The sequence below is a fragment of the Pseudomonas sp. SLFW genome, from assembly GCF_009905615.1.
Classification (GTDB): domain Bacteria; phylum Pseudomonadota; class Gammaproteobacteria; order Pseudomonadales; family Pseudomonadaceae; genus Aquipseudomonas; species Aquipseudomonas bambusae.
Genome location: NZ_JAAAKW010000006.1, coordinates 144,744 through 166,716, shown reverse-complemented (window position 1 = coordinate 166,716; position 21,973 = coordinate 144,744). Strand labels below are relative to the sequence as shown.

Below are 21,973 nucleotides of genomic sequence, written 5' to 3'. Positions count from 1 at the left end.
TACCCGGCCGATCGCGGGACGAGCCACGCTCCTACAGAGGGAATGGCTGTTGAATCAAAAGCGCTTCTTCAGGCCCATCTTCACGCGGCCTTCAGCCGGGGTCATGACCCGGGCACCCATGCGGCTGAGGATTTCGCTGGCGCGTTCGACCAGTGCGCCGTTGCTTGCCAGCACGCCTTTATCCAGCCAGATGTTGTCTTCCAGGCCGACCCGCACGTTGCCGCCCAGCAGCACCGCTTGCGCCGCCATCGGCATCTGCATGCGTCCGATCCCGAAACCGGCCCAGACCACGTCCGCTGGCAGGTTGTCGACCATGGCCTTCATCGTAGTGGTGTCCGCCGGGGCGCCCCACGGGATGCCCAGGCACAGCTGGAACAGCGGGTTGTCAAGCAGGCCTTCTTTCATCATTTGCTTGGCGAACCAGAGATGGCCGGTGTCGAAGATTTCCAGCTCGGCCTTCACCCCCAGCTCCTGAATACGCTTGGCGCCAGCACGCAGTTGCGCCGGGGTAGACACATAAATGGTGTCGCCGTCGCCGAAATTCAGGGTGCCGCAGTCCAGCGTGCAGATTTCTGGCAGCAGCGCTTCGACGTGCGCCAGACGGGCGAGCGGGCCGACGAGGTCAGTGTTCGGGCCGAAATCGGTGGGACGCTCGCCCGGGCCGATTTCCAGGTCGCCACCCATGCCTGCGGTCAGGTTGACGATGATGTCGATGTCCGCTTCACGGATGCGGTCCATGGTCTCGCGGTACAGCTCGACGTCACGACTGAACTTGCCGGTCTGCGGATCACGCACATGGCAATGCACGACGGTCGCACCTGCTTTAGCGGCCTCGACGGCGGCCGCAGCGATCTGTTTCGGGGTGATCGGGACCAGATGGCTTTTCCCGGTCGTGTCGCCAGCACCGGTGAGTGCGCAGGTGATGATGACGTCGTGATTCATGAGTGAGGTTCCTTGCAGGCCAGGGTCGTGTGAGGCGCAGGCTTTTTAGCACCTGCTTTTGAGGTGCAAAGCTACGCAGCCCAAGGCCCCTCAAAACGCACAGCGGCGACAAGCTCTTGCACGGGAGCGACCTGTGTTATTGCCTCGGTGTCTGAACAGGCGTATCTCATACCGGCTATAGAGGCTTTGCCCGACAAAAATCCCCAAGGAACGCGCCAACGATGTCCCAGGATTTCTATTTTCTGCTCATGCCCGGTTTTTCCATGATGGGCTTCGTCTCGGCGCTGGAGCCTCTGCGCGTGGCCAACCGGTTTGGGGGCGAGTTGTATCGGTGGCATGTGCTGAGCGCCGACGGCGGGCCGGTGATCGCCAGCAACGGCATGTCGGTGAACGCCGACGCCGCGCTGGAGCCGCTGAAAAAGGGCGCGACGTTGTGCGTCATGGCCAGTGTGGACCCGCTGAAGTGTTACACCTCAACGCTGGAGCACTGGCTGCGACGCCTCGATCTGGAAGGTGTGACGCTGGGAGCCATCGACACCGGCAGTTTCGTACTGGCCGAAGCGGACCTGTTGGACGGCTACCGTTTGACCCTGCATTGGGAAGCGCTCGACGCCTTCAAGGAAACTTATCCGAAGGTGCAAGCGACCCAGGAACTCTTCGAAATCGACCGCCGCCGCATCAGCTCGGCAGGCGGTACGGCCTCCATCGACCTGATGCTCGACCTCATCGGCCAGGCCCACGGCCCGGATCTGGCGATCAAGGTGTCAGAACAGTTCGTGCTGGGCCGCATCCGCCAGCGCAAAGACCACCAACGCATGCAGATCGCCACGCGCTACGGCATCAACAATAAGAAACTGGTGCAGGTGATTGGCGTGATGGAGCAGCACACCGAGCCGCCGCTGAGCACGCTGGAATTGGCCGAAGGCATTCAGGTGACACGCCGCCAACTGGAGCGGCTGTTTCGTCTGCATCTGAATGACACGCCAAGCAACTTTTACCTCGGCCTGCGCCTTGAGAAGGCCCGACAGTTGCTGCGGCAGAGCGACATGAGTGTGCTGGAGGTCAGCATTGCCTGCGGGTTTGAATCGCCGTCGTATTTCACCCGCAGTTACAAGGCGCGGTACGTGGTATGTCCAAGGGAGGATCGTGGGCGGGTGGCGCGGGAGCCCAAGGTCGTTTGACTCTGAATTATGGTCAATTATGGCCGCGGGTATAATTTATACCCGCGGCCATAATTGACCATAAGTCCCGAATCACTTCCCGCCTTTCATCAACGCCGAACACGCCGCTTTGTACGCCTCATGCTGATATTTATTCAGTCCTGCAGGCAGTTCGAAGTTGTGCTTTTTCATCTGCGCGTTGATGGTCTGGGGCGACAACAGCACGACGTCGCAGTCATCCAGCAGCTGAAAAATCGTTTCGATCTTGAATGTGGTCGGGCCACCTGCGAATTCGCCTTTTTTGCTGCGCTTTTTGATGGCGATGTGGGTGATGGCGTTTTCGTGAATGAAGGTCGAGATTTGACGCCCGAACGCTTTGACGTTGGCGGCTTCGTCATCGTCTTCCAGGGCGATCTTTTTGGTTGCCAGTGGCAGATGTTCAGGCGCGCCGGAGGCGCGAGTGGCGACAGCGAAAATGGCTTCGCTGCCTTTGATTTCTACGCCGCAGATATTCATGTGCTGACCTTGAGCCTGTAAAAGGCGTCAGGGTAGCGCATTCGAACGTCATTCAGACTGGGCGATGCTTTCCAGATACTCAGACCGCTCGTCGCTCGTGCGCGCCAGGCAGTCGTTCTGGCCGATGTTGAATTCTTTGGTGCCAGGCTTGGCAGGGAAGACTTCCACGGCGCAGTCGGCGTCGCGCAGTTTTTTCCAGGCATCCTGGGCGGTTTTCAGCTTGGCGATGAATTCGTTGGCCTGTGCTTTGTTGGCGCCGAACTGGGTATTCACGCGCTCTTGCAGGTTGTCGAAGTTTTCGTCCAGCAGTTTCACCGCCGTGTCGCGGCTGTACACGGAGCATTCCAGGGTCTGTTTGTCCTCGTCCACGCCGTCGCAAGGGGTGGCGTCCGGATTTGCCGCTGCATGTGCGCCTGTCGCGAATAGAGCCAGAGCCAGAAAAATCGTCTTCATTGGGGTTTCCCGATTCAGTGATGTCGGGAATTCTCGCCCAACCCGGCGGCAAAGAACAGTTATCAAACGCAGGCGGCAGATGCATGCGGTCGCCCTTTGTCGTTTCTTGACGCTTTCGGCAATTCCCCTGTCGTTTTTGCACCCGGCTCGTCCGACCCTCAGGCATATGCTGGCCCCAAAGCGCCGGCAGACGTTTCGGCGCGTGATTAACCTAGAGGGGACAGCCTGATGAGCCCAGCCGAATTGCACGCAGACAGCATCGTTATTGACGGTCTGATCATTGCCAAATGGAACCGTGAGCTGTTTGAAGACATGCGTAAAGGTGGCCTGACCATGGCCAACTGCACAGTGTCGGTGTGGGAAGGCTTCAAGCAGACTGTCGACAGCATCGCTGCCAGCCAGAAGCTAATCCGCGAGAACAGCGACCTGGTGATCCAGGTGCGCAACACCGCTGACATCCGCAAGGCGAAAGAGCTGGGCAAGACCGGCATCCTGTTCGGCTTCCAGAACGCCCACGCGTTCGAAGACCAGATCGGCTACGTCGAGATCTTCAAGCAGCTGGGCGTGGGCATCGTGCAGATGTGCTACAACACCCAGAATCTCGTCGGCACCGGTTGCTACGAGCGCGACGGCGGCCTGTCGGGCTTCGGGCGTGAAATCGTCGCGGAAATGAACCGCGTCGGCATCATGTGCGACCTGTCCCACGTCGGCTCCAAGACCTCCGAAGAAGTCATCCTCGAATCGAAGAAGCCAGTGACCTATTCCCACTGCCTGCCTTCGGGTCTGAAAGAACACCCTCGCAACAAATCCGACGCCGAACTGAAGTTCATCGCTGACCACGGCGGCTTTGTCGGCGTGACCATGTTCGCGCCGTTCCTGGCCAAGGGCATCGATTCGACCATCGACGACTACGCCGAAGCCATCGAATACGTGATGAACATTGTGGGCGAAGACGCCATCGGTATCGGCACTGACTTCACCCAGGGTCACGGCCAGGAATTCTTCGAATACCTGACCCACGACAAGGGCTACGCCCGTCGTCTGACCAACTTCGGCAAGATCATCAACCCGCTGGGTATCCGTACCGTCGGCGAGTTCCCGAACCTGACCGAAACCCTGCTCAAACGCGGCCATTCGGAGCGCGTTGTACGCAAGATCATGGGCGAGAACTGGGTTCGTATCCTGGGCGATGTCTGGGGCGAGTAACCCTTTCTACTGAATTCCTCCCTCTCCCGTTCGCGGAGAGGGCATCCAACAAAATTTTCTGGAGTTAAGTTTCCATGGCCAAGATCGCCCCGCAATTGCCAATCGAAGTCGACAGCGAGACCGGTGTCTGGACCTCCGACGCCCTGCCAATGCTGTACGTGCCGCGTCACTTCTTCGTGAACAACCACATGGGCATCGAGGAAGTGCTGGGCGCTGAAGCCTACGCCGAGATTCTGTACAAAGCCGGTTACAAGTCCGCCTGGCACTGGTGCGAAAAAGAAGCCGAATGCCACGGCATCGAAGGCGTCGCGGTGTTTGAACACTACATGAACCGCCTGTCGCAGCGTGGCTGGGGCCTGTTCAAGATCCAGGAAATCGACCTGGATAAAGGCACCTGCAGCGTCAAGCTGGAGCACTCGGCGTTCGTCTACGTGTACGGCAAGGTTGGTCGCAAGGTCGATTACATGTTCACAGGCTGGTTCGCCGGCGCCATGGACCAGATTCTCGCTGCCAAAGGCAGTTCCGTTCGCACTGTAGCCGAGCAGGTTTACGGCGGATCGGAAGAGGGCCACGAAGATGGCCTGTTCGTCGTAAAACCGTTGTAAGCCGAGGACCGTGAGATGGCTTTCGAAGCAATGTTTCAGCCGATTCAAATCGGCAAACTGACAATCCGCAACCGCGTCCTCAGTACCGCGCACGCCGAGGTTTATGCCACCGATGGCGGCATGACCACCGACCGTTACGTGAAGTATTACGAGGAGAAAGCCAAAGGCGGCATCGGCCTGGCCATTTGTGGCGGCTCTTCCAGCGTGGCGATCGACAGCCCGCAAAGCTGGTGGAAGTCGGTCAACCTGGCCACTGACAAGATCATTCCGCACTTCCAGAACCTCGCGGACGCCATGCACAAGCACGGCGCCAAGATCATGATCCAGATTACCCACATGGGCCGTCGTTCCCGTTGGGACGGCGACCATTGGCCGACGCTGATGTCGCCATCGGGTATCCGCGAGCCTGTTCACCGCGCGACCTGCAAGACCATCGAGCCGGAAGAAATCTGGCGCGTGATCGGCAACTACGCCAGCGCTGCGGCTCGCGCCAAGGCCGGTGGCCTGGACGGCGTTGAACTGTCGGCCGTGCACCAGCACATGATCGACCAGTTCTGGAGCCCGCGCGTCAACAAGCGTACCGACGAGTGGGGCGGTAGCTTCGAAAACCGCATGCGCTTCGGTCTGGAAGTGATCAAGGCTGTGCGTAAGGAAGTCGGTCCTGACTTCTGCGTGGGCCTGCGTATCTGCGGCGACGAGTTCCACCCGGACGGTCTCAGCCATGAAGACATGAAAGAGATCGCCAAGTATTACGACCAGACCGGCATGATCGACTTCATCGGTGTGGTGGGTTCGGGGTGCGATACGCACAACACCCTGGCCAACGTTATCCCCAACATGAGTTATCCACCGGAGCCGTTCCTGCACCTGGCGGCCGGTATCAAGGAAGTGGTCAAGGCCCCGGTTCTGCACGCGCAGAACATCAAGGACCCGAACCAGGCCACGCGTATTCTGGAAGGCGGTTACGTCGACATGGTCGGCATGACCCGCGCGCACATCGCCGACCCACACCTGATCACCAAGATCAAGATGGGCCAGGTGGACCAAATTCGTCAGTGCGTTGGTGCCAACTACTGCATCGACCGCCAGTATCAGGGTCTGGACGTGCTGTGCATCCAGAACGCCGCGACCTCCCGTGAATACATGGGTGTGCCGCACATCATCGAGAAAACCACCGGCGTGAAACGCAAAGTGGTGATCGTCGGTGCCGGTCCTGCCGGGATGGAAGCAGCGCGTGTGTCGGCCGAGCGTGGCCACGACGTGACCCTGTTCGAGAAGAAGGACGCCATTGGCGGCCAGATCACCACGGCGTCGAAAGCGCCGCAGCGTGATCAGATCGCCGGTATCACCCGCTGGTATCAGCTGGAACTGGCGCGTCTGAAGGTCGATCTGCGTCTGGGCACCGCGGCCGATGTCGCCACCATTCGCGACCTGCGTCCGGATGTGGTGGTGCTGGCAGTGGGCGGTCACCCGTTTATCGAACAGAACGAGCACTGGGGCGCGGCTGAAGGACTGGTGGTCAGCAGCTGGGACGTGCTGGACGGCAAGGTTGCGCCGGCCAAGAACGTGCTGGTCTACGACACTATCTGTGAATTCACCGGGATGTCGGTTGCCGACTTCATGGCGGACAAAGGCAGCCAGGTCGAGATCGTCACCGACGACATCAAGCCGGGCGTGGCCATGGGCGGTACGTCGTTCCCGACGTACTACCGCAGCATGTACCCGAAAGAAATCATCATGACTGGCGACATGATGCTGGAGAAGGTCTACCGCGAAGGCGACAAGCTGGTGGCGGTGCTGGAGAACGAATACACCGGCGCCAAAGAGGAGCGGGTGATCGACCAGGTGGTGATCGAGAACGGCGTGCGTCCTGACGAAGAGCTGTACTACGGCCTGAAGGAAGATTCGCGCAACAAGGGTCAGATCGACATCGACGCACTGTTCGCGATCCAGCCTCAGCCGTTGTTGAGCCAGGCGGGTGATGGCTATCTGCTGTACCGCATCGGTGACTGCGTGGCGCAGCGTAATACCCATGCCGCCATCTATGACGCGCTCCGGCTTTGTAAGGATTTTTGACGGCATAGCTGCGAGCTTTGAGCTGCAAGCTTCAAGTTAAAAGCGCTGCGTTCACCGTTGCTCTTTCTTGCAGCTTGCAGCTTGTGGCTTGCACCTCGCAGAGGTGAGTCTGATGTTGAGTACCCTTCTTCCAATCCTGCTGTTCGCCGCCTTGGGCCTTGGTGTCCTCGGCGCCTTGCGGCGGGTGGCCATGTGGCGCAACGGGCGTGCGTCCAAGGTCGATCTGCTGGGCGGCCTGCTGGCCATGCCCAAGCGCTACATGGTCGATCTGCACCACGTGGTCGCGCGGGACAAATACATCGCCAACACCCACGTCGCCACGGCGGGCGGCGCGGTGGCGTCGATCATTCTGGCGATTCTGGTCCACGGTTTCGGCCTGCATAACCGCATTCTCGGTTACGCGCTGCTACTGATGACGGCGGTGATGTTCGTCGGCGCGATCTTCGTTTATATGCGTCGCCGCAACCCGCCTAGCCGCCTGTCGAAAGGCCCGTGGATGCGCCTGCCGAAAAGCTTGCTGGCGTTCTCTGGCTCGTTCTTTCTGGTGACCTTGCCGGTCGCGGGCATCCTCCCGGAAAACTTCGGTGGCTGGCTGCTGGCAATCATCCTGGGGATCGGCGTGCTGTGGGGCGTTTCCGAATTGTTCTTCGGCATGACCTGGGGCGGCCCGATGAAGCATGCCTTCGCCGGTGCGCTGCACCTGGCGTGGCACCGTCGCGCCGAGCGCTTTGGCGGTGGTCGTTCGACCGGCCTGAAACCGCTGGACCTGGCCGACCCGACCGCGCCGCTGGGCGTGGAAAAACCCAAGGATTTCACCTGGAACCAACTGCTGGGCTTCGACGCCTGCGTGCAGTGCGGTAAGTGCGAAGCAGCGTGCCCTGCGTTCGCCGCTGGCCAGCCGCTGAACCCGAAAAAGCTGATTCAGGACATGGTCGTCGGTCTGGCGGGCGGCACTGACGCAAACTTCGCAGGCAGCCCTTATCCAGGCAAAGCAATCGGCGAACACAAAGGCAACCCGCATCAACCCATCGTCAACGGTCTGGTCGATGCCGAAACCCTGTGGTCATGCACCACCTGCCGCGCCTGCGTGGAAGAGTGCCCGATGATGATCGAGCACGTGGACGCCATCGTCGACATGCGCCGCCACCTGACCCTGGAAAAAGGCGCGACCCCGAACAAGGGTGCCGAAGTGCTGGAAAACCTCATCGCCACCGACAACCCGGGCGGCTTTGCACCGGGCGGCCGTATGAACTGGGCGGCTGACCTGAACCTCAGTGTCATGAGTGAAAAGAAGGCGACCGACGTTCTGTTCTGGGTCGGTGATGGCGCGTTCGACATGCGCAACCAGCGTACGCTGCGCGCCTTCGTCAAAGTGCTGAAAGCGGCGAAAGTCGACTTTGCAGTACTGGGCCTGGAAGAGCGCGACAGCGGTGACGTGGCCCGTCGTCTGGGTGACGAAGCGACCTTCCAGATGCTCGCCAAACGCAACATTCAGACGCTGTCGAAATACAGCTTCAAACGCATCGTCACCTGCGATCCCCACAGTTTCCACGTGCTGAAAAACGAGTACGGCGCCTTTGACGGCAACTACCTCGTGCAGCACCACAGCACTTACATGGCCGAGCTGATCGGCGGTGGCGCGCTGAATCTGGGCCAGCACAAAGGCTCCAGCGTGACCTATCACGACCCGTGCTACCTGGGACGATACAACGGCGAGTACGAAGCGCCGCGCGACGTGCTCAAGGCGCTGGGTATTGAGGTCAAGGAAATGCAGCGCTCCGGTTTCCGCTCCCGTTGCTGCGGCGGCGGTGGCGGCGCGCCGATCACCGACATTCCGGGCAAACAGCGGATACCCGACATGCGCATGGAAGACATCCGCGAAACCGGCGCCGAACTGGTGGCCGTGGGTTGCCCACAGTGCACCGCGATGCTGGAAGGTGTGGTCGAACCACGCCCGATGATCAAGGACATCGCCGAACTGGTGGCCGACGCGCTGCTCGAAGACGCTGCACCGGTCAAACCGGCACCGACCAAACGTGAACCTGCGGAGGCGCATTGATGAGCGACATTATCCGCCGCGACCCTCGTGCCGAGTGGATCGCCCGCAACCGCTTGCACCCGCTGCACGCCGCCATGCAACCGGCGCAGTCCAGCTGGATGGGACCGAACGGTATCATCCGCAAAAACCTGCATGGCATTGGTTTCATTGGCCCCAACGGCATCAAGCGCATCGACCGCAGTGGCGCACAGCAGGGCGGGACCACGAAGCGTTCGGCTTCCGTTGAAGTGCAATTGCCGCTGCATCAAGTGGCTGATCCGGCGTTTTTCATTGCGGTCGTTCCTGACATGGTCGGCGGTCGCCTGAGCAGCCACGACCGCGACCTGCTGGGCCTGGCCCATGGTCTGGCGGGCAGCGACGGCGCCGTACTGGCCGTGGTTTTCGGCGAGCATAAGGAAAGTGCGTTCGAAACCGCTGGCGTGGATCGTCTGCTGGTACTGGAAGGCAACGAATTCGCAGGTTACTCACCGGAACAGCGCGTGCAAGGTTTGCGGGCTGTGGATAACCAGTTCGACCCACGCCACTGGCTGCTGCCTGATAGCCGCACCGGTGGTGGCGAGTTGGGCCGTCGCTTTGCCGCCAGCTTGGGTGAACGCCCGGCGACGCGGGTTTGGCAGATCAAGGATCAACAGGCTACAGGCCGCGCTGGCGCTGGCCGTGAAGATATTTCCCGTGCAGTTTCTCGCCTCATCCTGGCCGCCGCCGAGTGTGCCGAACCGGTCAGCGAGACCCGCCACGAAGCCCTGCCGGTCGAGTTGTCCACAACCATCGCCCGCAGCCTACCGCGCATCGAAGACCTCGGCGCGGTGGCGGTTGACCCTGCACTTATCCCCATGGCCGAAGCGGAATTCATTTTCTCTGGCGGCAATGGCGTGAAAGATTGGGGGCTGTTCCACCGTACTGCTGCTGCGCTGGGCGCCACCGAAGGCGCCTCCCGCGTGGCGGTGGACGATGGCTTCATGACCCGCGATCGCCAGGTCGGCGCATCGGGCACCTGGGTCACGGCCCGGGTTTACGTGGCTGTGGGTATCTCAGGTGCGATCCAGCACTTACAAGGCATCGGCGCGTGCGACAAAGTCGTGGCGATCAACCTTGATCCAACCTGCGACATGATCAAACGTGCTGATTTGTCAGTGATTGGCGAAAGCGCTGAAATCCTCAACGCGCTCATCGAAGCCGTCGAGGCCTACCGGAACGAGGCGAAACGCGATGCTGCCTGACAAAAAACTGCCTGTGGATAAAGCCGCTCTGCACGTCATCAGCCTCGTTTCCATTGGCGCGCACCCGACCTCGCGGCGTCCACGCCGCGCCGAACAGGATGCCCGTGCGGTTGAGCTGGGCCTGCAACTGGCTGGGGATAACTTGCACGTGCTGCACGCCGGCAATGCCGAAGAGCCCGCGCTGCGTGCCTATCTCGGTATGGGCCTGAAAGAACTGCACGTCCTCGATCAGCCCGAAGGCGCCGATGCGCTGCCAGGGCTGGCCGATTACATTCGCGAATCCGGCGTACAGCTGGTGCTGGCGGGCACTCAAGCCGAAACCGGCGAAGGCTCCGGCATGCTGCCCTACCTGCTCGCCGAAAAGCTCGGCTGGCCACTGGTGGTGGGGATGGCTGAAGTGGAGTCCATCAGCAACGGCAGCGCTCAGGTGCTCCAGGCGTTGCCACGGGGTCAGCGTCGCCGCCTGAAGGTTCGTCTGCCGTTTCTCGCCACTGTGGATAACGCCGCGCCGAAACCGCGTCAAAGTGCCTACGGCCCGGCACAACGCGGCACGCTGGACGTGGAAGACATTGAAGTCACCATCGACGAGTTATTCACAGGCGCCGAACTGACCCCGGCCAAACCTCGGCCGAAACGCTTGAAAGTGATCAAGGCGAAGAGCGGAGCGGACCGGATGAAAGCGGCGACGGCAAAAGCCAGCGGCGGTGGCGGGCAAGTGCTTAAAGGCGTAAGCCCCCAGGAAGGCGCTGCGGCGATTTTGAAGTTGTTGGTGGAGGAGGGAGTGGTGCGTTAAGGGCTCTCTCTTCTCACGCAAAAGGCGCCTGTTTGGCGCTTTTTGTGTTTAGAGTTGCAGATCATCCACGGCAACTGTCGGCCCGCTGGACACGATATCGACGATGGTCACATCGAAAACCTTCTCTATCACGTGGCGAGGGCCTTGCTTGAGGCTCCAGGTGAAGAACACCAGACATCCGATCAAGAGGGTGAACGCTCCAGACCCCAAAACGCTCTGTGATATACCTTTCCAGAATCCTGGTCTGGCCGAGCGGATCTCATTGCTGGCTTTCTCTGAATAAAATTGTCGGAGCCCGTCCACTTCGGAGGCTAGCGACGCCTCGGAAAACGCCTTTACAAGCTTTGCGGCTTGGGTGCGGTAGTTTTCCAGCTGGCAAGGCCCGTTGCTGATGTCGTGGAATGGAACAAGACCTTGTCCTCTGGATCGGTGCCGTTCTTGTCTTTGAAAGCTTGAATGAACTCAATTTTTTGGCGCTTATAGGCGGCATAAGCCAATTGTCCAAGAATGTCGTCTTCGTCGGCGACCAGCGCGTTGAAAATGTGGTTGTAGCGCGCGTTCATTACGCTTGGGTCCCTTGTCTAAGCTTTCGAGAAGCCGCCCGGAATGCTTCGCTAAGTTCCTCGGTAGTCTTCGGCCTGAAGTTGAAGATTCCTGTCAGCTCCGCAGGCAGTGCGAAAGAGGTTCCTTGTTTACGCTGGGATAGCCGGCGATTCGCTTCGAGAATTACTTTGGGAGAAAAGGGAGTCCATTCGTACATGGGTGAATTCCTCTAGGTTTGCTGTATCGGCAGTCTATGGAATGTGAAGTCATTTGACTGTCAGACGCTTCCGATTCTTGCGCCCTCCAACCTGTCCACATACCCACAATCCCTGCTAACCCACCTGTGGATAAACTGTTCAGCCATTTCTGCAGGCCTTGTATTGCGTGGCTTACAAGTCGAAGGTTAAAAATTAACCGACCTATCTCGCGGTGTTTAAACGGTTTTTTCTCCACAGCCAACTCGAAATTGCGCGCAGTTCTGCCCACATTCTTTGTGCGTGTCTATGTGGATAAGATGTTCGCTATTCTCTACGGGCCCTATAACACGGGGCTTTAAAGCAATTGTGCAAATATTGATCAATCCGACGTTTGTCTGACGATTAAGCTTTTCAGTTCTCTGGATCTCAGCAGTCAATACTCTTTTCCACAGTCATGAGCTTATTGCGCGAAGTTGCGCACAATCTCTGTTGGCGATTCTGTGGATAAGGTGTTCGCGACCCTCTGTGAGCCATATATTCCGTGCCTTTCGGAGGTTTGATCAAAATATAATCAGCCATGTCTCATTCCCACCAGGTTAAATAAGTCACGGTTTTTCCTGGTTTTTTGCACAGACGAGATTTGACTTCCCCCAATTGCTGTGGGTTTTGCTGTGGATAAGTTGTTTGCGGATGCTGGAGAGGTGCAGCGGGATGGGTATAACCGAGCTTTGGTGTTTTTTTGATCAAATAAAGCCTGAAGATTCCACCAGGACGTGTAGCAGTCCGGCTTGCTGGCGGTAGCGAGTTGGAAATCGCCACCGCCAGCAAGCGGTGTTGCTATAGGACCACCGGTTTACTCGTGATTAACCGCCACACCCTTCAAATAAGGCGCAGGCTCTGCGCCCATGTTTTCCAGCAGCTTGGCGCTGTACCAGTCGATGAAGTTGACCACGCCGAACTCGTAGGTTTGCGAGTACGGACCTGGCTGGTAGGCGACGGAGTTGATGCCGCGCTGGTTTTCTTCCGCCAGACGACGGTCCTGGTCGTTGGTGGCGTCCCAGACTTCACGCAGGCGCGCGACGTCGTAGTCCACGCCTTCGACGGCGTCTTTGTGCACCAGCCATTTGGTGGTGACCATGGTTTCCTGGGCGCTCAGCGGCCATACGGTGAACACGATGACGTGATCGCCCATGCAGTGGTTCCACGAGTGCGGCAGGTGCAGGATGCGCATCGAGCCCAGATCCGGGTTCTTGATGCGGCCCATGAGTTTCTTGCTGCCTTGCTGGCCGTCCATGGTCATGGACACGGTGCCCTTCAGCAGTGGCATGCGCACGATGCGGTTACGCAGGCCGAAGCTCTTGTGCAGGTAAGGGATCTTCTCGGCTTCCCACGCGGCGGCGGATTCAGCGACGTGATCCTTGAATTTCTGGTCGGCGCGCGGATCGTTGGTGTCGTCCCACTCCAGCAGGGTGTTCAGCAGTTCGGGGTGCGAACCGCTGCAGTGGTAGCACTCGCGGTTGTTTTCCAGCACCAGCTTCCAGTTGGCCTTCTCGATCAAGGTGGTTTGCACCGCCACCTTGGTGTTTTCCATGTCGTACGGTTCCATGTAGTGATTCAGCGTCTGCAGGAACTCGTCGATGGCCGGCGGGTTTTGCGCCAGGCTGATGAAGATGTAGCCGCCGGACACTTTGCAGTGCACAGGCTTGAGGCTGAACTTCTGCATGTCGAAGTCGGCGCCCATTTCGGTGCCCGCATACAGCAGGCGGCCGTCGAGCTCGTAGGTCCACTGGTGGTACGGGCACACCAGTTTGGCGACCTTGCCTTTCTCTTTGGTGCACAGACGCGAACCGCGGTGGCGGCAGACGTTGTGGAACGCGGCGACGGTGCCGTCAGGCTTGCGCACGACCAGGATCGGGTTCTTGCCGATTTCCAGCGTCAGGAAGTTACCTTTGGCCGGAATCTCGCTGGTCATGCCCGCGATCAGCCATTCCTTTTGAAAGATTTCCTGCATGTCGATTTCAAACAGCCGCTCATCGCTGTAGAAAGGCTGCGGCAGCGAGTAAGTGCGCTCGCGGGTCTGCAGCATTTCGGCGGTTGCCTTGCGTGCGGGTTCCAGCGGATCGCCCAGGCTCAGAGTTGCGGTGACGTCCATCTTTCAAGTCCTCAGGTCGCGGTTTCAGCGGCCTACGAATGTGGCTAATACGGTTGTGTTGTGTGTCTGGCACGCGAGGCGACGGTCTTGGAAGTCGCTCATGTTTATTAGGTAAAAAATCTGTATTCGATTGACGGCGAGTGTGTAGCCGGTCGCGACGCGAACCTTATCCATGGGCGACATGGCCGAATCCGTTTCCGACTACGCAGCCCCTATAGATCGGGGCTGGTCGCCATAAGTATGTGAATGTCGCTGATAGGTAAATAGGCGGCTCGTGCGTTACGCAGAATCGCCACCATAAGAGGCCGACAGTCGGCCGTGGAGAGTGAGTATGTCCCAGAGTTTCCTCAGCCCGGTTACCACGCAGACCTGGGCCAATGGCCGCCACCTTGTGCGCGTCGTCAAAGTGATCCAGGAAACCTGGGACGTTCGCACTTTTTGCTTCATGGCCGACCAGCCGATCCTGTTCTTTTTCAAGCCGGGCCAGTTCGTCACCCTGGAGCTGGAAATCGACGGCGTGCCGACCATGCGCTCCTACACCATTTCCAGCTCGCCCTCGGTGCCGTACAGCTTCTCGATCACCATCAAGCGCGTGCCGGGCGGCAAGGTTTCGAACTGGCTTCACGACACCCTGCATGAAGGCCAGGAGCTCGCGGTTCACGGGCCTGTCGGGCTGTTCAACGCCATCGACTTCCCGAACCCGAAGATTTTGTACCTCAGCGGCGGCGTCGGCATCACGCCGGTCATGTCCATGGCGCGCTGGTATTACGACACCAACGCCAACGTCGACATGGTGTTCGTTCACAGCTCCCGTTCGCCAAAAGACATCATCTACCACCGCGAACTTGAGCAGATGGCGTCGCGAATCAATAACTTCTCGCTGCACATCGTCTGTGAGAAGCACGGTCTCGGCGAACCATGGGCCGGTTATCGCGGCTACCTGAACCAAAAGATGCTGGAGCTGATGGCGCCGGACTTCATGGAACGTGAAGTCTTCTGCTGCGGCCCGACCCCATACATGAACGCGGTCAAGCGCCTGCTGGAAGCCAACGGCTTCAACATGGCCCAGTACCACGAGGAATCCTTCGGAGCGACGCCGCCCGAAGCCCGCGCCGACGCCGTGGAACACGCCGAACAGGCCGCCGACGCGCCGGAAATCGATATTGCCGAACTGCACCAGGTCGAGTTCACCGACACCGGCAAGAGCATCCGCGTGGCGCCAGGCGAAACCGTTCACGCCGCCGCTGCCAAGCTGGGCCTGATGATCCCGAAAGCCTGCGGTATGGGCATCTGCGGGACCTGCAAGGTGATGAAGCTGAGCGGCGAAGTCGAGATGGAACACAACGGCGGCATTACCGACGACGACGTGGAAGAAGGCTACATCCTGTCGTGCTGCAGCATTCCGAAGGGCGACGTGCGAATCGAGTATTGATCCACTCGCTGCGATCAAAACTGTGGGAGCGGATTCATCCGCGATAGGTCTTTCAGTTGATAGATAACTATCGTCTGGCTTGGCCTCATCGCGAATGAATTCGCTCCCACAATGCTTATGCGTTTTGGTAGAGGGTTATTACACCCTGAACCGCGCCACCATCCCGTTCAAATCAACCGCCAGTCGCGACAGTTCGTTGCTGGCTGCGCTGGTCTGGCTGGCGCCGGTGGTGGATTGCGCAGAGAGGTCGCGGATGTTGACCAGGTTGCGGTCCACTTCTCGCGCCACTTGGGCCTGTTCTTCGGCGGCGCTGGCGATCACCAGGTTGCGTTCGTTGATCTCGACCACCGCGGTGTTAATGGTGTCCAGCGCAACGCCTGCGCCTTTGGCGATGCTCAGCGTCGATTCAGCGCGTTCGGTACTGCTGCGCATCGAGTTGACAGCCTTTTCGGTGCCGCCCTGAATACTGCCGATCATGCGTTCGATTTCGCTGGTCGATTGCTGGGTACGGTGGGCGAGGGCGCGCACTTCGTCGGCCACGACGGCAAAACCGCGACCGGCTTCACCGGCGCGTGCGGCTTCGATGGCGGCGTTGAGGGCGAGGAGGTTGGTCTGGTCGGCCAGGCCACGAATGACGTCCAGCACCTTGCCGATGTCGCGGGATTCATCCGCGAGGTTGCCGATCAGGGTGGCGGTGCTTTGCACGTCTGCGCTCATGCGTTCGATGGCGCTGACGGTTTCCTGCACCAGATCACGGCCGTCGCTGGCCGAAGACGTAGCGTTCTTTGAAGCTTCGGAGGTGCTGACTGCGTTGCGGGCCACTTCTTCGACGGCGCTGGTCATCTCGTTGACAGCGGTCGCGGCCTGTTCGATTTCGTTGTTCTGTTGCGACAGGCCTCGGGCACTCTCGTCGGTCACGGCATTGAGTTCTTCAGCGGCAGACGCCAGTTGAGTGGCTGAGCCGGAAATGCGTTGCAGCGTGTCGCGCAGTTTTGATTGCATCTTCAGCATGGCCGTCAACAAGCGACCCGCTTCGTCCGAACCGTCCGCGACAATCGTTGACGTCAGGTCGCCCTCGGCGATTTCTTCGGCGGCCTTGAGCGCAGCACCTATCGGGCGAGTGATGCTGTTGGTCAGCAGCCAGGCGAACAGCAACGTCAGGACCGTCGCAAGGATCAGCAACCCGACCACCATATTGAACGCCATGTTGTATTGCTCGCCCGCAGAGGCGTTGGCGGCGTCAGACTCTTTGCTGTTGATCTCCACCAGCTTCGACAGAACGGCATTCATCTTGTCGGAGTTTTCCTGCAAGTCGACGTTCAACAGCCGGGCGAGTTCTTCCGTTTTTCCGTCTTGGCTGAGGGCGCGCATGCGGTCTTCGAGCTGACGGTACTGGGTCAGCAGCTGCTTGAATTCGGCATAGTTGGTTTTTTCGTCCGCGGTCGTCGGCAGCTTTTCATAAACAGCTTGGGCAATACCCATTTGCTGGAAGCGGGATGTCATGGCGTCGAGGGTCTTCTGTTGAACGGCCGGGTCACGGTTGACCAGCAGCCGGAAAGACAGGACGCGTAAGCGCACGCTGGTGTCGATCATCTTGTCCAGGCTGCGAATGCTCGGCACGGTGTTCTTTGCGATTTCGTTGCCTTCAGAACGAATCTTGCTCATCTGCGTCAACGAGAAGATGCCGAGAAACAACATCAGGGCGCCTATCAGGGCAAAACTGAAAAACGCGCGTGGAGCGATGTTCATGTTGCGCAGTGACATAACCGATCATCCGAGAAATGGGCGCAGACCTGCGCCCTGGCCGTTTTTAAACGAGTCTGGTTACTGCCTATCGGTCGTAAATCCGGGGCCTTGAGCGTATTTGCATTATTTTGAAATAAATAGCTTGCTGTCGATCCGAAGGTTTTCAAACCAGCAGGGACGAAAAAAGGGGAATACGCATAGGCGCATTCCCCTTTTTTCATGGCTGTCAGCGGCTTACAGGCGGAAGCGGGCGACCATGCCGTTCAGGTCCACGGCCAGACGCGACAGTTCGTTGCTCGCTGCGCTGGTCTGGTTGGCGCCCGTGGCCGATTGGGTCGACAGATCGCGAATGTTGACCAGATTGCGGTCCACCTCGCGAGCCACTTGAGCCTGTTCTTCGGCGGCGCTGGCGATTACCAGATTACGTTCGTTGATTTCCACCACCGCACCGTTAATGGTGTCCAGCGCAACGCCTGCGCCTTTTGCGATGTTTAACGTCGATTCGGCGCGTTCGGTGCTGCTGCGCATCGAGTTGACGGCCTCCTCGGTCCCGCCCTGAATGCTGCCGATCATGCGTTCGATTTCGCTGGTCGATTGCTGGGTGCGGTGGGCGAGGGCGCGCACTTCGTCGGCCACGACGGCAAAGCCACGGCCGGCTTCGCCCGCACGTGCAGCTTCAATGGCGGCGTTGAGGGCCAGCAGGTTGGTCTGGTCGGCGAGACCCCGAATCACGTCCAGCACCTTGCCGATGTCGCGGGATTGCTCGGCGAGGTTGCCGATCAGGGTGGCAGTGCTTTGCACATCTCCGCTCATGCGTTCGATGGCGCTGACGGTTTCCTGCACCAGATCGCGGCCGTCGCTGGCCGAGGTGGTGGCGTTTTTCGATGCTTCGGAGGTGCTGACGGCGTTGCGGGCCACTTCTTCGACGGCGCTGGTCATCTCGTTGACAGCGGTCGCGGCCTGTTCGATCTCGTTGTTTTGCTGGGAAAGGCCACGGGCGCTTTCGTCGGTGACGGCGTTCAGCTCTTCAGCGGCAGACGCCAGTTGAGTCGCGGAACCGGAAATGCGTTGCAGTGTGTCGCGCAGCTTCGATTGCATTTTCAGCATGGCCGCCAGCAGACGACCGGCTTCGTCATTCCCGTCTACCTGAATGGTGCGGGTCAGATCACCCTCGGCGATTTCCTCCGCCGCTTTCAGCGCAGAGGAGATTGGGCGAGTGATGCTGTTCGTCAGCAGCCAGGCGAACAGTAGCGTCAGCAGAGTGGCAATGATCAACAGCGTGACCACCATCGTGAAGGCCGTCGAATACTGGTTCGAGGCGTCTTTGTTGGTGTCGTTGAGCTGCTGGGTGTTGATTTCCACCAGCTTGCTCAAGACCACGTTCATCTGGTCCGAGTTGGTTTGCAGGTCGTTGTTAAGCAAAGCCGTCAGGTCGTCCAGCTTGTTAGCGCTGCTCAACGATTTCATGCGGTCTTCGAGCTGGCGATAGTCGCCCAGCAGTTTCACGTATTGATCGTACGTCGCCTGCTCTTCAGGGGCGGAGATCAACTTCACATAAACGGCGCGTGCTTCTTCGATCTGCCGGTTACGGGTGGCCAGTAGGTCGAGCGTCTTTTGCTGGGTATCGGCTTCGCGGTTGAGCATCAGACGATAGGACAGGACGCGTAGACGAACGCTGGCCTCGGTCAGCTTATCCAGCGCCTTGATGCTGGGCATGCTGTTGGTGGCCATGGCTTCAGTGGCGTCGTTGATCTTGCTCATCTGCGCGAGCGCGAAGATGCCAAGCACCAGCATCAGCAAGCCGATGATGGAGAAGCCGAGAAAAGCACGGGGCGCGATGTTCATGTTGCGAAGGGACATGACTGTTCCTGAATTAGGGCGCGATCCATGCGAAACAAAGGGGAGGTACGAAAAGGAATACTTGCTTATCGGTCAGGCATGCCAAGACTTGAACTGGTTGGTCCATAGTGCGCGCATCTGTCGCAGGCAGGTCGATCTGACGAACAGCAGGAACAAGAGGGGGAAAACGCAGTCAATCAGGTCCGTTATGCGTTTGCGGAATTGAAGCGGTATCTGTGCTTTTTGTGTCGGTGTTGTGGCGTGAATGCCCTGATTTCACTGGTAGCTGAAGTGACTTTTCTTTATCGTACGCGCCCTTTGAAATTTGCCTGAGAAATCAAAATGTTGGAAGCATCTCTAAGCCAGTTGGAAAAACTCGTCGGTGATCTGGTTCAGCAGAATCAGACGCTGCAGAACACGAATGTTCAGCTCGCCGAAGAATTGAAACAAGCCAGGGATGACAACGACAGTTTGCAGTTGAGTCTGCTGGAGCAGGAAGAGAAGCAGGGCGCCACGGCCGCCCGTATTCAGGCGTTGGTTGATCGCGCCACCAGCGCAAGTGCGGTCGGCGCATGATCCTTGACCGCGACACCACCAAGGTCATTTCCATTCTCGGCAACGATTACACGATCAAAGCGCCTGAAGGTCAGGAACAGACGCTGATGGATGCCGTGGTCATGCTCAAGTCGGCCCTGTCCGAGACCAAGCGCAGTTATCCGACGCTGATCGGTGATCGCCTCTTGGTGCTGGCGGCGCTGAACCTGTGTTCGAAGCAGATCGAACTCAAGCAGCAACACGCCGAAGCGCTGAGCCGCTATGAAGACAAGGTCAGTGCGACGGTCGAGGTGATTGAGAAGGTGATTGCGCAGGGGTGAATGCCGCGATTCCCTGTGGGAGCGAATTCATTTGCGATTGGTAGGTACATCCGACACATCAATGTCGGATGTACCCTTTTTCGCGAATGAATTCGCTCCCACAGGGGGATATTGCGTTTGGTCAGAGAGATCGGCGGCTGCGATCAGGCCCCCATCACCAGACGGATATCCGCGGCCAGCTCGCGCACGCGGGCCTCTTCGGTGTCCCACGAGCACATGAAGCGCGCGCCGCCGCTGCCGATGAAGGTGTAGAACCGCCAGCCCTTGGCGGTCAGTGCGGCAATGGCTGCCTCCGACAGTTGCAGGAATACGCCGTTGGCCTGCACCGGGAACATCAGCTCAACGCCCGGAATGTCCTTGACCAGGTCGGCCAGCAATTGCGCACAGGCGTTGGCGTGGCGAGCGTGTTTGAGCCACGCATCGTTTTCCAGCAGGCCCACCCAAGGAGCCGACAGAAAACGCATTTTCGACGCCAGTTGCCCTGCCTGCTTGCAGCGATAGTCGAAGTCTTCTGCCAGCTTGTGGTTGAAGAACAGAATCGCCTCACCCACTGCCATGCCGTTCTTGGTGCCGCCGAAGCACAGCACGTCGATGCCCGCTTTCCAGGTCAGCTCAGCCGGTGAGCAGCCCAGAAATGCGCAGGCGTTGGCGAAACGGGCGCCGTCCATGTGCAGGTTCAGGCCCAGTTCCTTGCAGGTGTCGCTGATGGCTTTCAGCTCTTCGGGCAGGTAGACGCTGCCGACTTCGGTTGCCTGAGTCAGCGTCACGACACGCGGTTTCGGATAGTGGATGTCGGCGCGCTTGAGCGCGACTTCACGAATCGACGCGGGCGTCAGCTTGCCGTTCTCGCTGCGAGCGGTGAGCAGCTTCGAGCCGTTGGAAAAGAACTCCGGCGCGCCACACTCGTCGGTTTCGACGTGGGCGGTTTCGGAGCAGATGACGCTGTGGTAGCTCTGGCACAACGACGACAGCGCCAATGAGTTGGCTGCCGTGCCGTTGAAGGCGAAAAACACTTCGCAGTCGGTTTCGAACAGCTGGCGGAATTGATCGGCAGCGCGTGCTGTCCATTGGTCGTCGCCGTAGGCACGCTGGTGGCCATGGTTGGCTTGCTCCATGGCCGCCCACGCTTCCGGGCAGATTCCCGAATAGTTGTCGCTGGCAAACTGCTGGCTTTGGTCTGACATGGCCGGTTCCCTGTAATCGAAGGTTGCGACTGTAACCAGATTTCAATGCAGAGGTCATGCATTCTTGCGTCAGAACATTCAGTAAAACGGAGAGCAGCAAATGAGTGAGGCTCGATGACCGAGACGATTTCAGCGGTGCGCCCCGAGCGCGACCGGGCCTTGGACCTGCTCAAGTGGCTGGCGATGCTGAGTATGGTGCTCGATCACTTGCGTTATGTCGGTTGGCATGTCGATGGGCTGTACGTGCCGGGACGATTGGCGTTTGCGTGGTTCTGTCTGGCGATTGCGGCGAATGTCGGACGCAGCCTTTCGCGCGGGGTGACGCCTCGTCCGGACTGGAAATATCTGACGTGGCTGGTGGTTTTTTCCGTGGTCGCCGAGTTTCCCTATCGGCTGTACATGGCGGATGAGGTCACTACGCTGAACGTCCTGCCGACCTTGGTACTGGGGCTGCTGGTGGCGCAGGGCGCGGTTGCTCGTTCATCGATGCCCCGCATTTTGGGTGTTGTCGCACTCGGTATGGGTGTCGCGTTTGGCGAGCAACTCATGTTCGGGGCCTATGGGGTGTTGCTGCCGACGGCCTTTCTGTTGGTGCTGCGCGGGCCGTTGTGGCTCGCGGTGGTTCCGGGGGTGGTCTGCCTGTTGAGCAATGAATGGCCGAAGATCATCGACGGAATGATGTGGGGCGATCCGATTTCGATTGGGGCGTTGATCGCGTGTCTGCTGGGGCCGTTTCTGGGGCTGGCGCTGTTGCGATGGCGACCCGGATTCGGTGTCTGGCCGATGCGCAGGTGGGCGTATCTGATCTATCCGCTGCATTTTTTGGTGCTGCTCGGTGTGCGTCACATGGTCATGGTTTGACGCGTACCTCAGTAGGAGCCGGCTTGCTGCGGGCGGCGATCCGACGAATGCGTTGGGTCAGTTGCATCAATGTCGGGTAATGCATCGCGTTCGCCAGCAAGCCGGCTCCTACAG

The 21,973-nt window shown here is 59.2% G+C and carries 20 protein-coding genes; 11 read left to right on the top strand and 9 right to left on the bottom strand.

Translation table 11 applies throughout. The annotated features are described in order from the left end of the window. Positions 1-54: 54 nt before the first annotated feature. Positions 55-942, bottom strand: coding sequence for a 3-keto-5-aminohexanoate cleavage protein (locus GVN17_RS13105; protein WP_166595694.1), 888 nt, complete (start codon positions 940-942; stop codon positions 55-57). Positions 943-1,163: 221 nt separating this feature from the next. On the opposite strand from GVN17_RS13105, the gene GVN17_RS13100 reads away from it, so the two are divergent. Continuing rightward, the gene (locus GVN17_RS13100) at positions 1,164-2,123 is read left to right on the top strand and encodes a GlxA family transcriptional regulator (RefSeq protein ID WP_166595693.1); all 960 of its coding nucleotides are present in this window, start codon (positions 1,164-1,166) and stop codon (positions 2,121-2,123) included. 72 nt (positions 2,124-2,195) lie between these two features. Here the strand turns inward: GVN17_RS13100 and GVN17_RS13095 are convergent, their stop codons facing one another. Next, positions 2,196-2,618, bottom strand: a complete 423-nt coding sequence (locus tag GVN17_RS13095) for a DUF3010 family protein (RefSeq protein WP_166595692.1) — start codon at positions 2,616-2,618, stop codon at positions 2,196-2,198. A gap of 48 nt (positions 2,619-2,666) precedes the next feature. Beyond that, on the bottom strand, positions 2,667-3,071 hold the full coding sequence (locus GVN17_RS13090) for a lysozyme inhibitor LprI family protein (RefSeq protein ID WP_166595691.1): 405 nt from the start codon (positions 3,069-3,071) through the stop codon (positions 2,667-2,669). 228 nt (positions 3,072-3,299) lie between these two features. On the opposite strand from GVN17_RS13090, the gene GVN17_RS13085 reads away from it, so the two are divergent. The 6 genes from GVN17_RS13085 (at position 3,300) to GVN17_RS13060 (ending at position 11,030) form a co-directional block, all read left to right on the top strand. After that, positions 3,300-4,277 (top strand): dipeptidase, encoded by a 978-nt coding sequence (locus GVN17_RS13085; protein WP_166595690.1) that lies wholly within the window; start codon positions 3,300-3,302, stop codon positions 4,275-4,277. A gap of 74 nt (positions 4,278-4,351) precedes the next feature. Then, on the top strand, positions 4,352-4,882 hold the full coding sequence (locus GVN17_RS13080; protein WP_166595689.1) for a DUF5943 domain-containing protein: 531 nt from the start codon (positions 4,352-4,354) through the stop codon (positions 4,880-4,882). 15 nt (positions 4,883-4,897) lie between these two features. Beyond that, positions 4,898-6,958, top strand: a complete 2,061-nt coding sequence (gene dgcA, locus GVN17_RS13075; RefSeq protein ID WP_166595688.1) for a dimethylglycine demethylation protein DgcA — start codon at positions 4,898-4,900, stop codon at positions 6,956-6,958. A 112-nt stretch (positions 6,959-7,070) separates the two neighbouring features. Next, a complete protein-coding gene (gene dgcB / locus GVN17_RS13070) occupies positions 7,071-9,017 on the top strand; it encodes a dimethylglycine demethylation protein DgcB (RefSeq protein WP_166595687.1) in 1,947 nt (648 codons plus the stop codon). Then, a complete protein-coding gene (locus GVN17_RS13065; protein WP_166595686.1) occupies positions 9,017-10,237 on the top strand; it encodes an electron transfer flavoprotein subunit alpha/FixB family protein in 1,221 nt (406 codons plus the stop codon). Before dgcB ends, GVN17_RS13065 begins: the two co-directional genes overlap by 1 nt. Beyond that, entirely contained in the window at positions 10,227-11,030 is an 804-nt protein-coding gene (locus GVN17_RS13060) for an electron transfer flavoprotein subunit beta (protein ID WP_166595685.1), read from the top strand. Before GVN17_RS13065 ends, GVN17_RS13060 begins: the two co-directional genes overlap by 11 nt. Positions 11,031-11,078: 48 nt before the next feature. Here GVN17_RS13060 and GVN17_RS29680 read toward each other — a convergent pair whose 3' ends face one another. The 3 genes from GVN17_RS29680 to gbcA form a co-directional block, all read right to left on the bottom strand. Further along, positions 11,079-11,216 (bottom strand): hypothetical protein, encoded by a 138-nt coding sequence (locus tag GVN17_RS29680; RefSeq protein ID WP_256665213.1) that lies wholly within the window; start codon positions 11,214-11,216, stop codon positions 11,079-11,081. Between the two features lie 149 nt (positions 11,217-11,365). Continuing rightward, on the bottom strand, positions 11,366-11,593 hold the full coding sequence (locus GVN17_RS29675) for a hypothetical protein (protein WP_256665212.1): 228 nt from the start codon (positions 11,591-11,593) through the stop codon (positions 11,366-11,368). Positions 11,594-12,623: 1,030 nt separating this feature from the next. Beyond that, a complete protein-coding gene (gene gbcA / locus GVN17_RS13050) occupies positions 12,624-13,922 on the bottom strand; it encodes a glycine-betaine demethylase subunit GbcA (protein WP_166595684.1) in 1,299 nt (432 codons plus the stop codon). 331 nt (positions 13,923-14,253) lie between these two features. Here gbcA and gbcB point away from each other — a divergent pair, with 331 nt between their 5' ends. Next, complete coding sequence (gene gbcB, locus GVN17_RS13045) at positions 14,254-15,354, top strand: glycine-betaine demethylase subunit GbcB (RefSeq protein ID WP_166595683.1); 1,101 nt, start codon at positions 14,254-14,256, stop codon at positions 15,352-15,354. Between the two features lie 138 nt (positions 15,355-15,492). On the opposite strand, the gene GVN17_RS13040 is transcribed toward gbcB, so the two are convergent. Both GVN17_RS13040 and GVN17_RS13035 read right to left on the bottom strand, forming a co-directional pair. Beyond that, positions 15,493-17,118 (bottom strand): methyl-accepting chemotaxis protein, encoded by a 1,626-nt coding sequence (locus GVN17_RS13040; protein ID WP_166595682.1) that lies wholly within the window; start codon positions 17,116-17,118, stop codon positions 15,493-15,495. Between the two features lie 216 nt (positions 17,119-17,334). Next, positions 17,335-18,960 carry a methyl-accepting chemotaxis protein gene (locus GVN17_RS13035; protein ID WP_166595681.1) on the bottom strand — a complete coding sequence of 542 codons (1,626 nt, stop codon included), beginning with the start codon at positions 18,958-18,960 and terminating at the stop codon, positions 17,335-17,337. Positions 18,961-19,281: 321 nt separating this feature from the next. On the opposite strand from GVN17_RS13035, the gene GVN17_RS13030 reads away from it, so the two are divergent. Both GVN17_RS13030 and GVN17_RS13025 read left to right on the top strand, forming a co-directional pair. Continuing rightward, the gene (locus tag GVN17_RS13030) at positions 19,282-19,515 is read left to right on the top strand and encodes a hypothetical protein (protein ID WP_166595680.1); all 234 of its coding nucleotides are present in this window, start codon (positions 19,282-19,284) and stop codon (positions 19,513-19,515) included. Continuing rightward, on the top strand, positions 19,512-19,814 hold the full coding sequence (locus GVN17_RS13025; protein WP_166595679.1) for a cell division protein ZapA: 303 nt from the start codon (positions 19,512-19,514) through the stop codon (positions 19,812-19,814). The genes GVN17_RS13030 and GVN17_RS13025 overlap by 4 nt, the downstream gene beginning before the upstream one ends. 143 nt (positions 19,815-19,957) lie before the next feature. Here GVN17_RS13025 and GVN17_RS13020 read toward each other — a convergent pair whose 3' ends face one another. Next, entirely contained in the window at positions 19,958-20,998 is a 1,041-nt protein-coding gene (locus tag GVN17_RS13020) for a low specificity L-threonine aldolase (protein ID WP_166595678.1), read from the bottom strand. A 114-nt stretch (positions 20,999-21,112) separates the two neighbouring features. Here GVN17_RS13020 and GVN17_RS13015 point away from each other — a divergent pair, with 114 nt between their 5' ends. Further along, entirely contained in the window at positions 21,113-21,859 is a 747-nt protein-coding gene (locus GVN17_RS13015; RefSeq protein ID WP_166595677.1) for a TraX family protein, read from the top strand. Positions 21,860-21,973 lie beyond the last annotated feature (114 nt).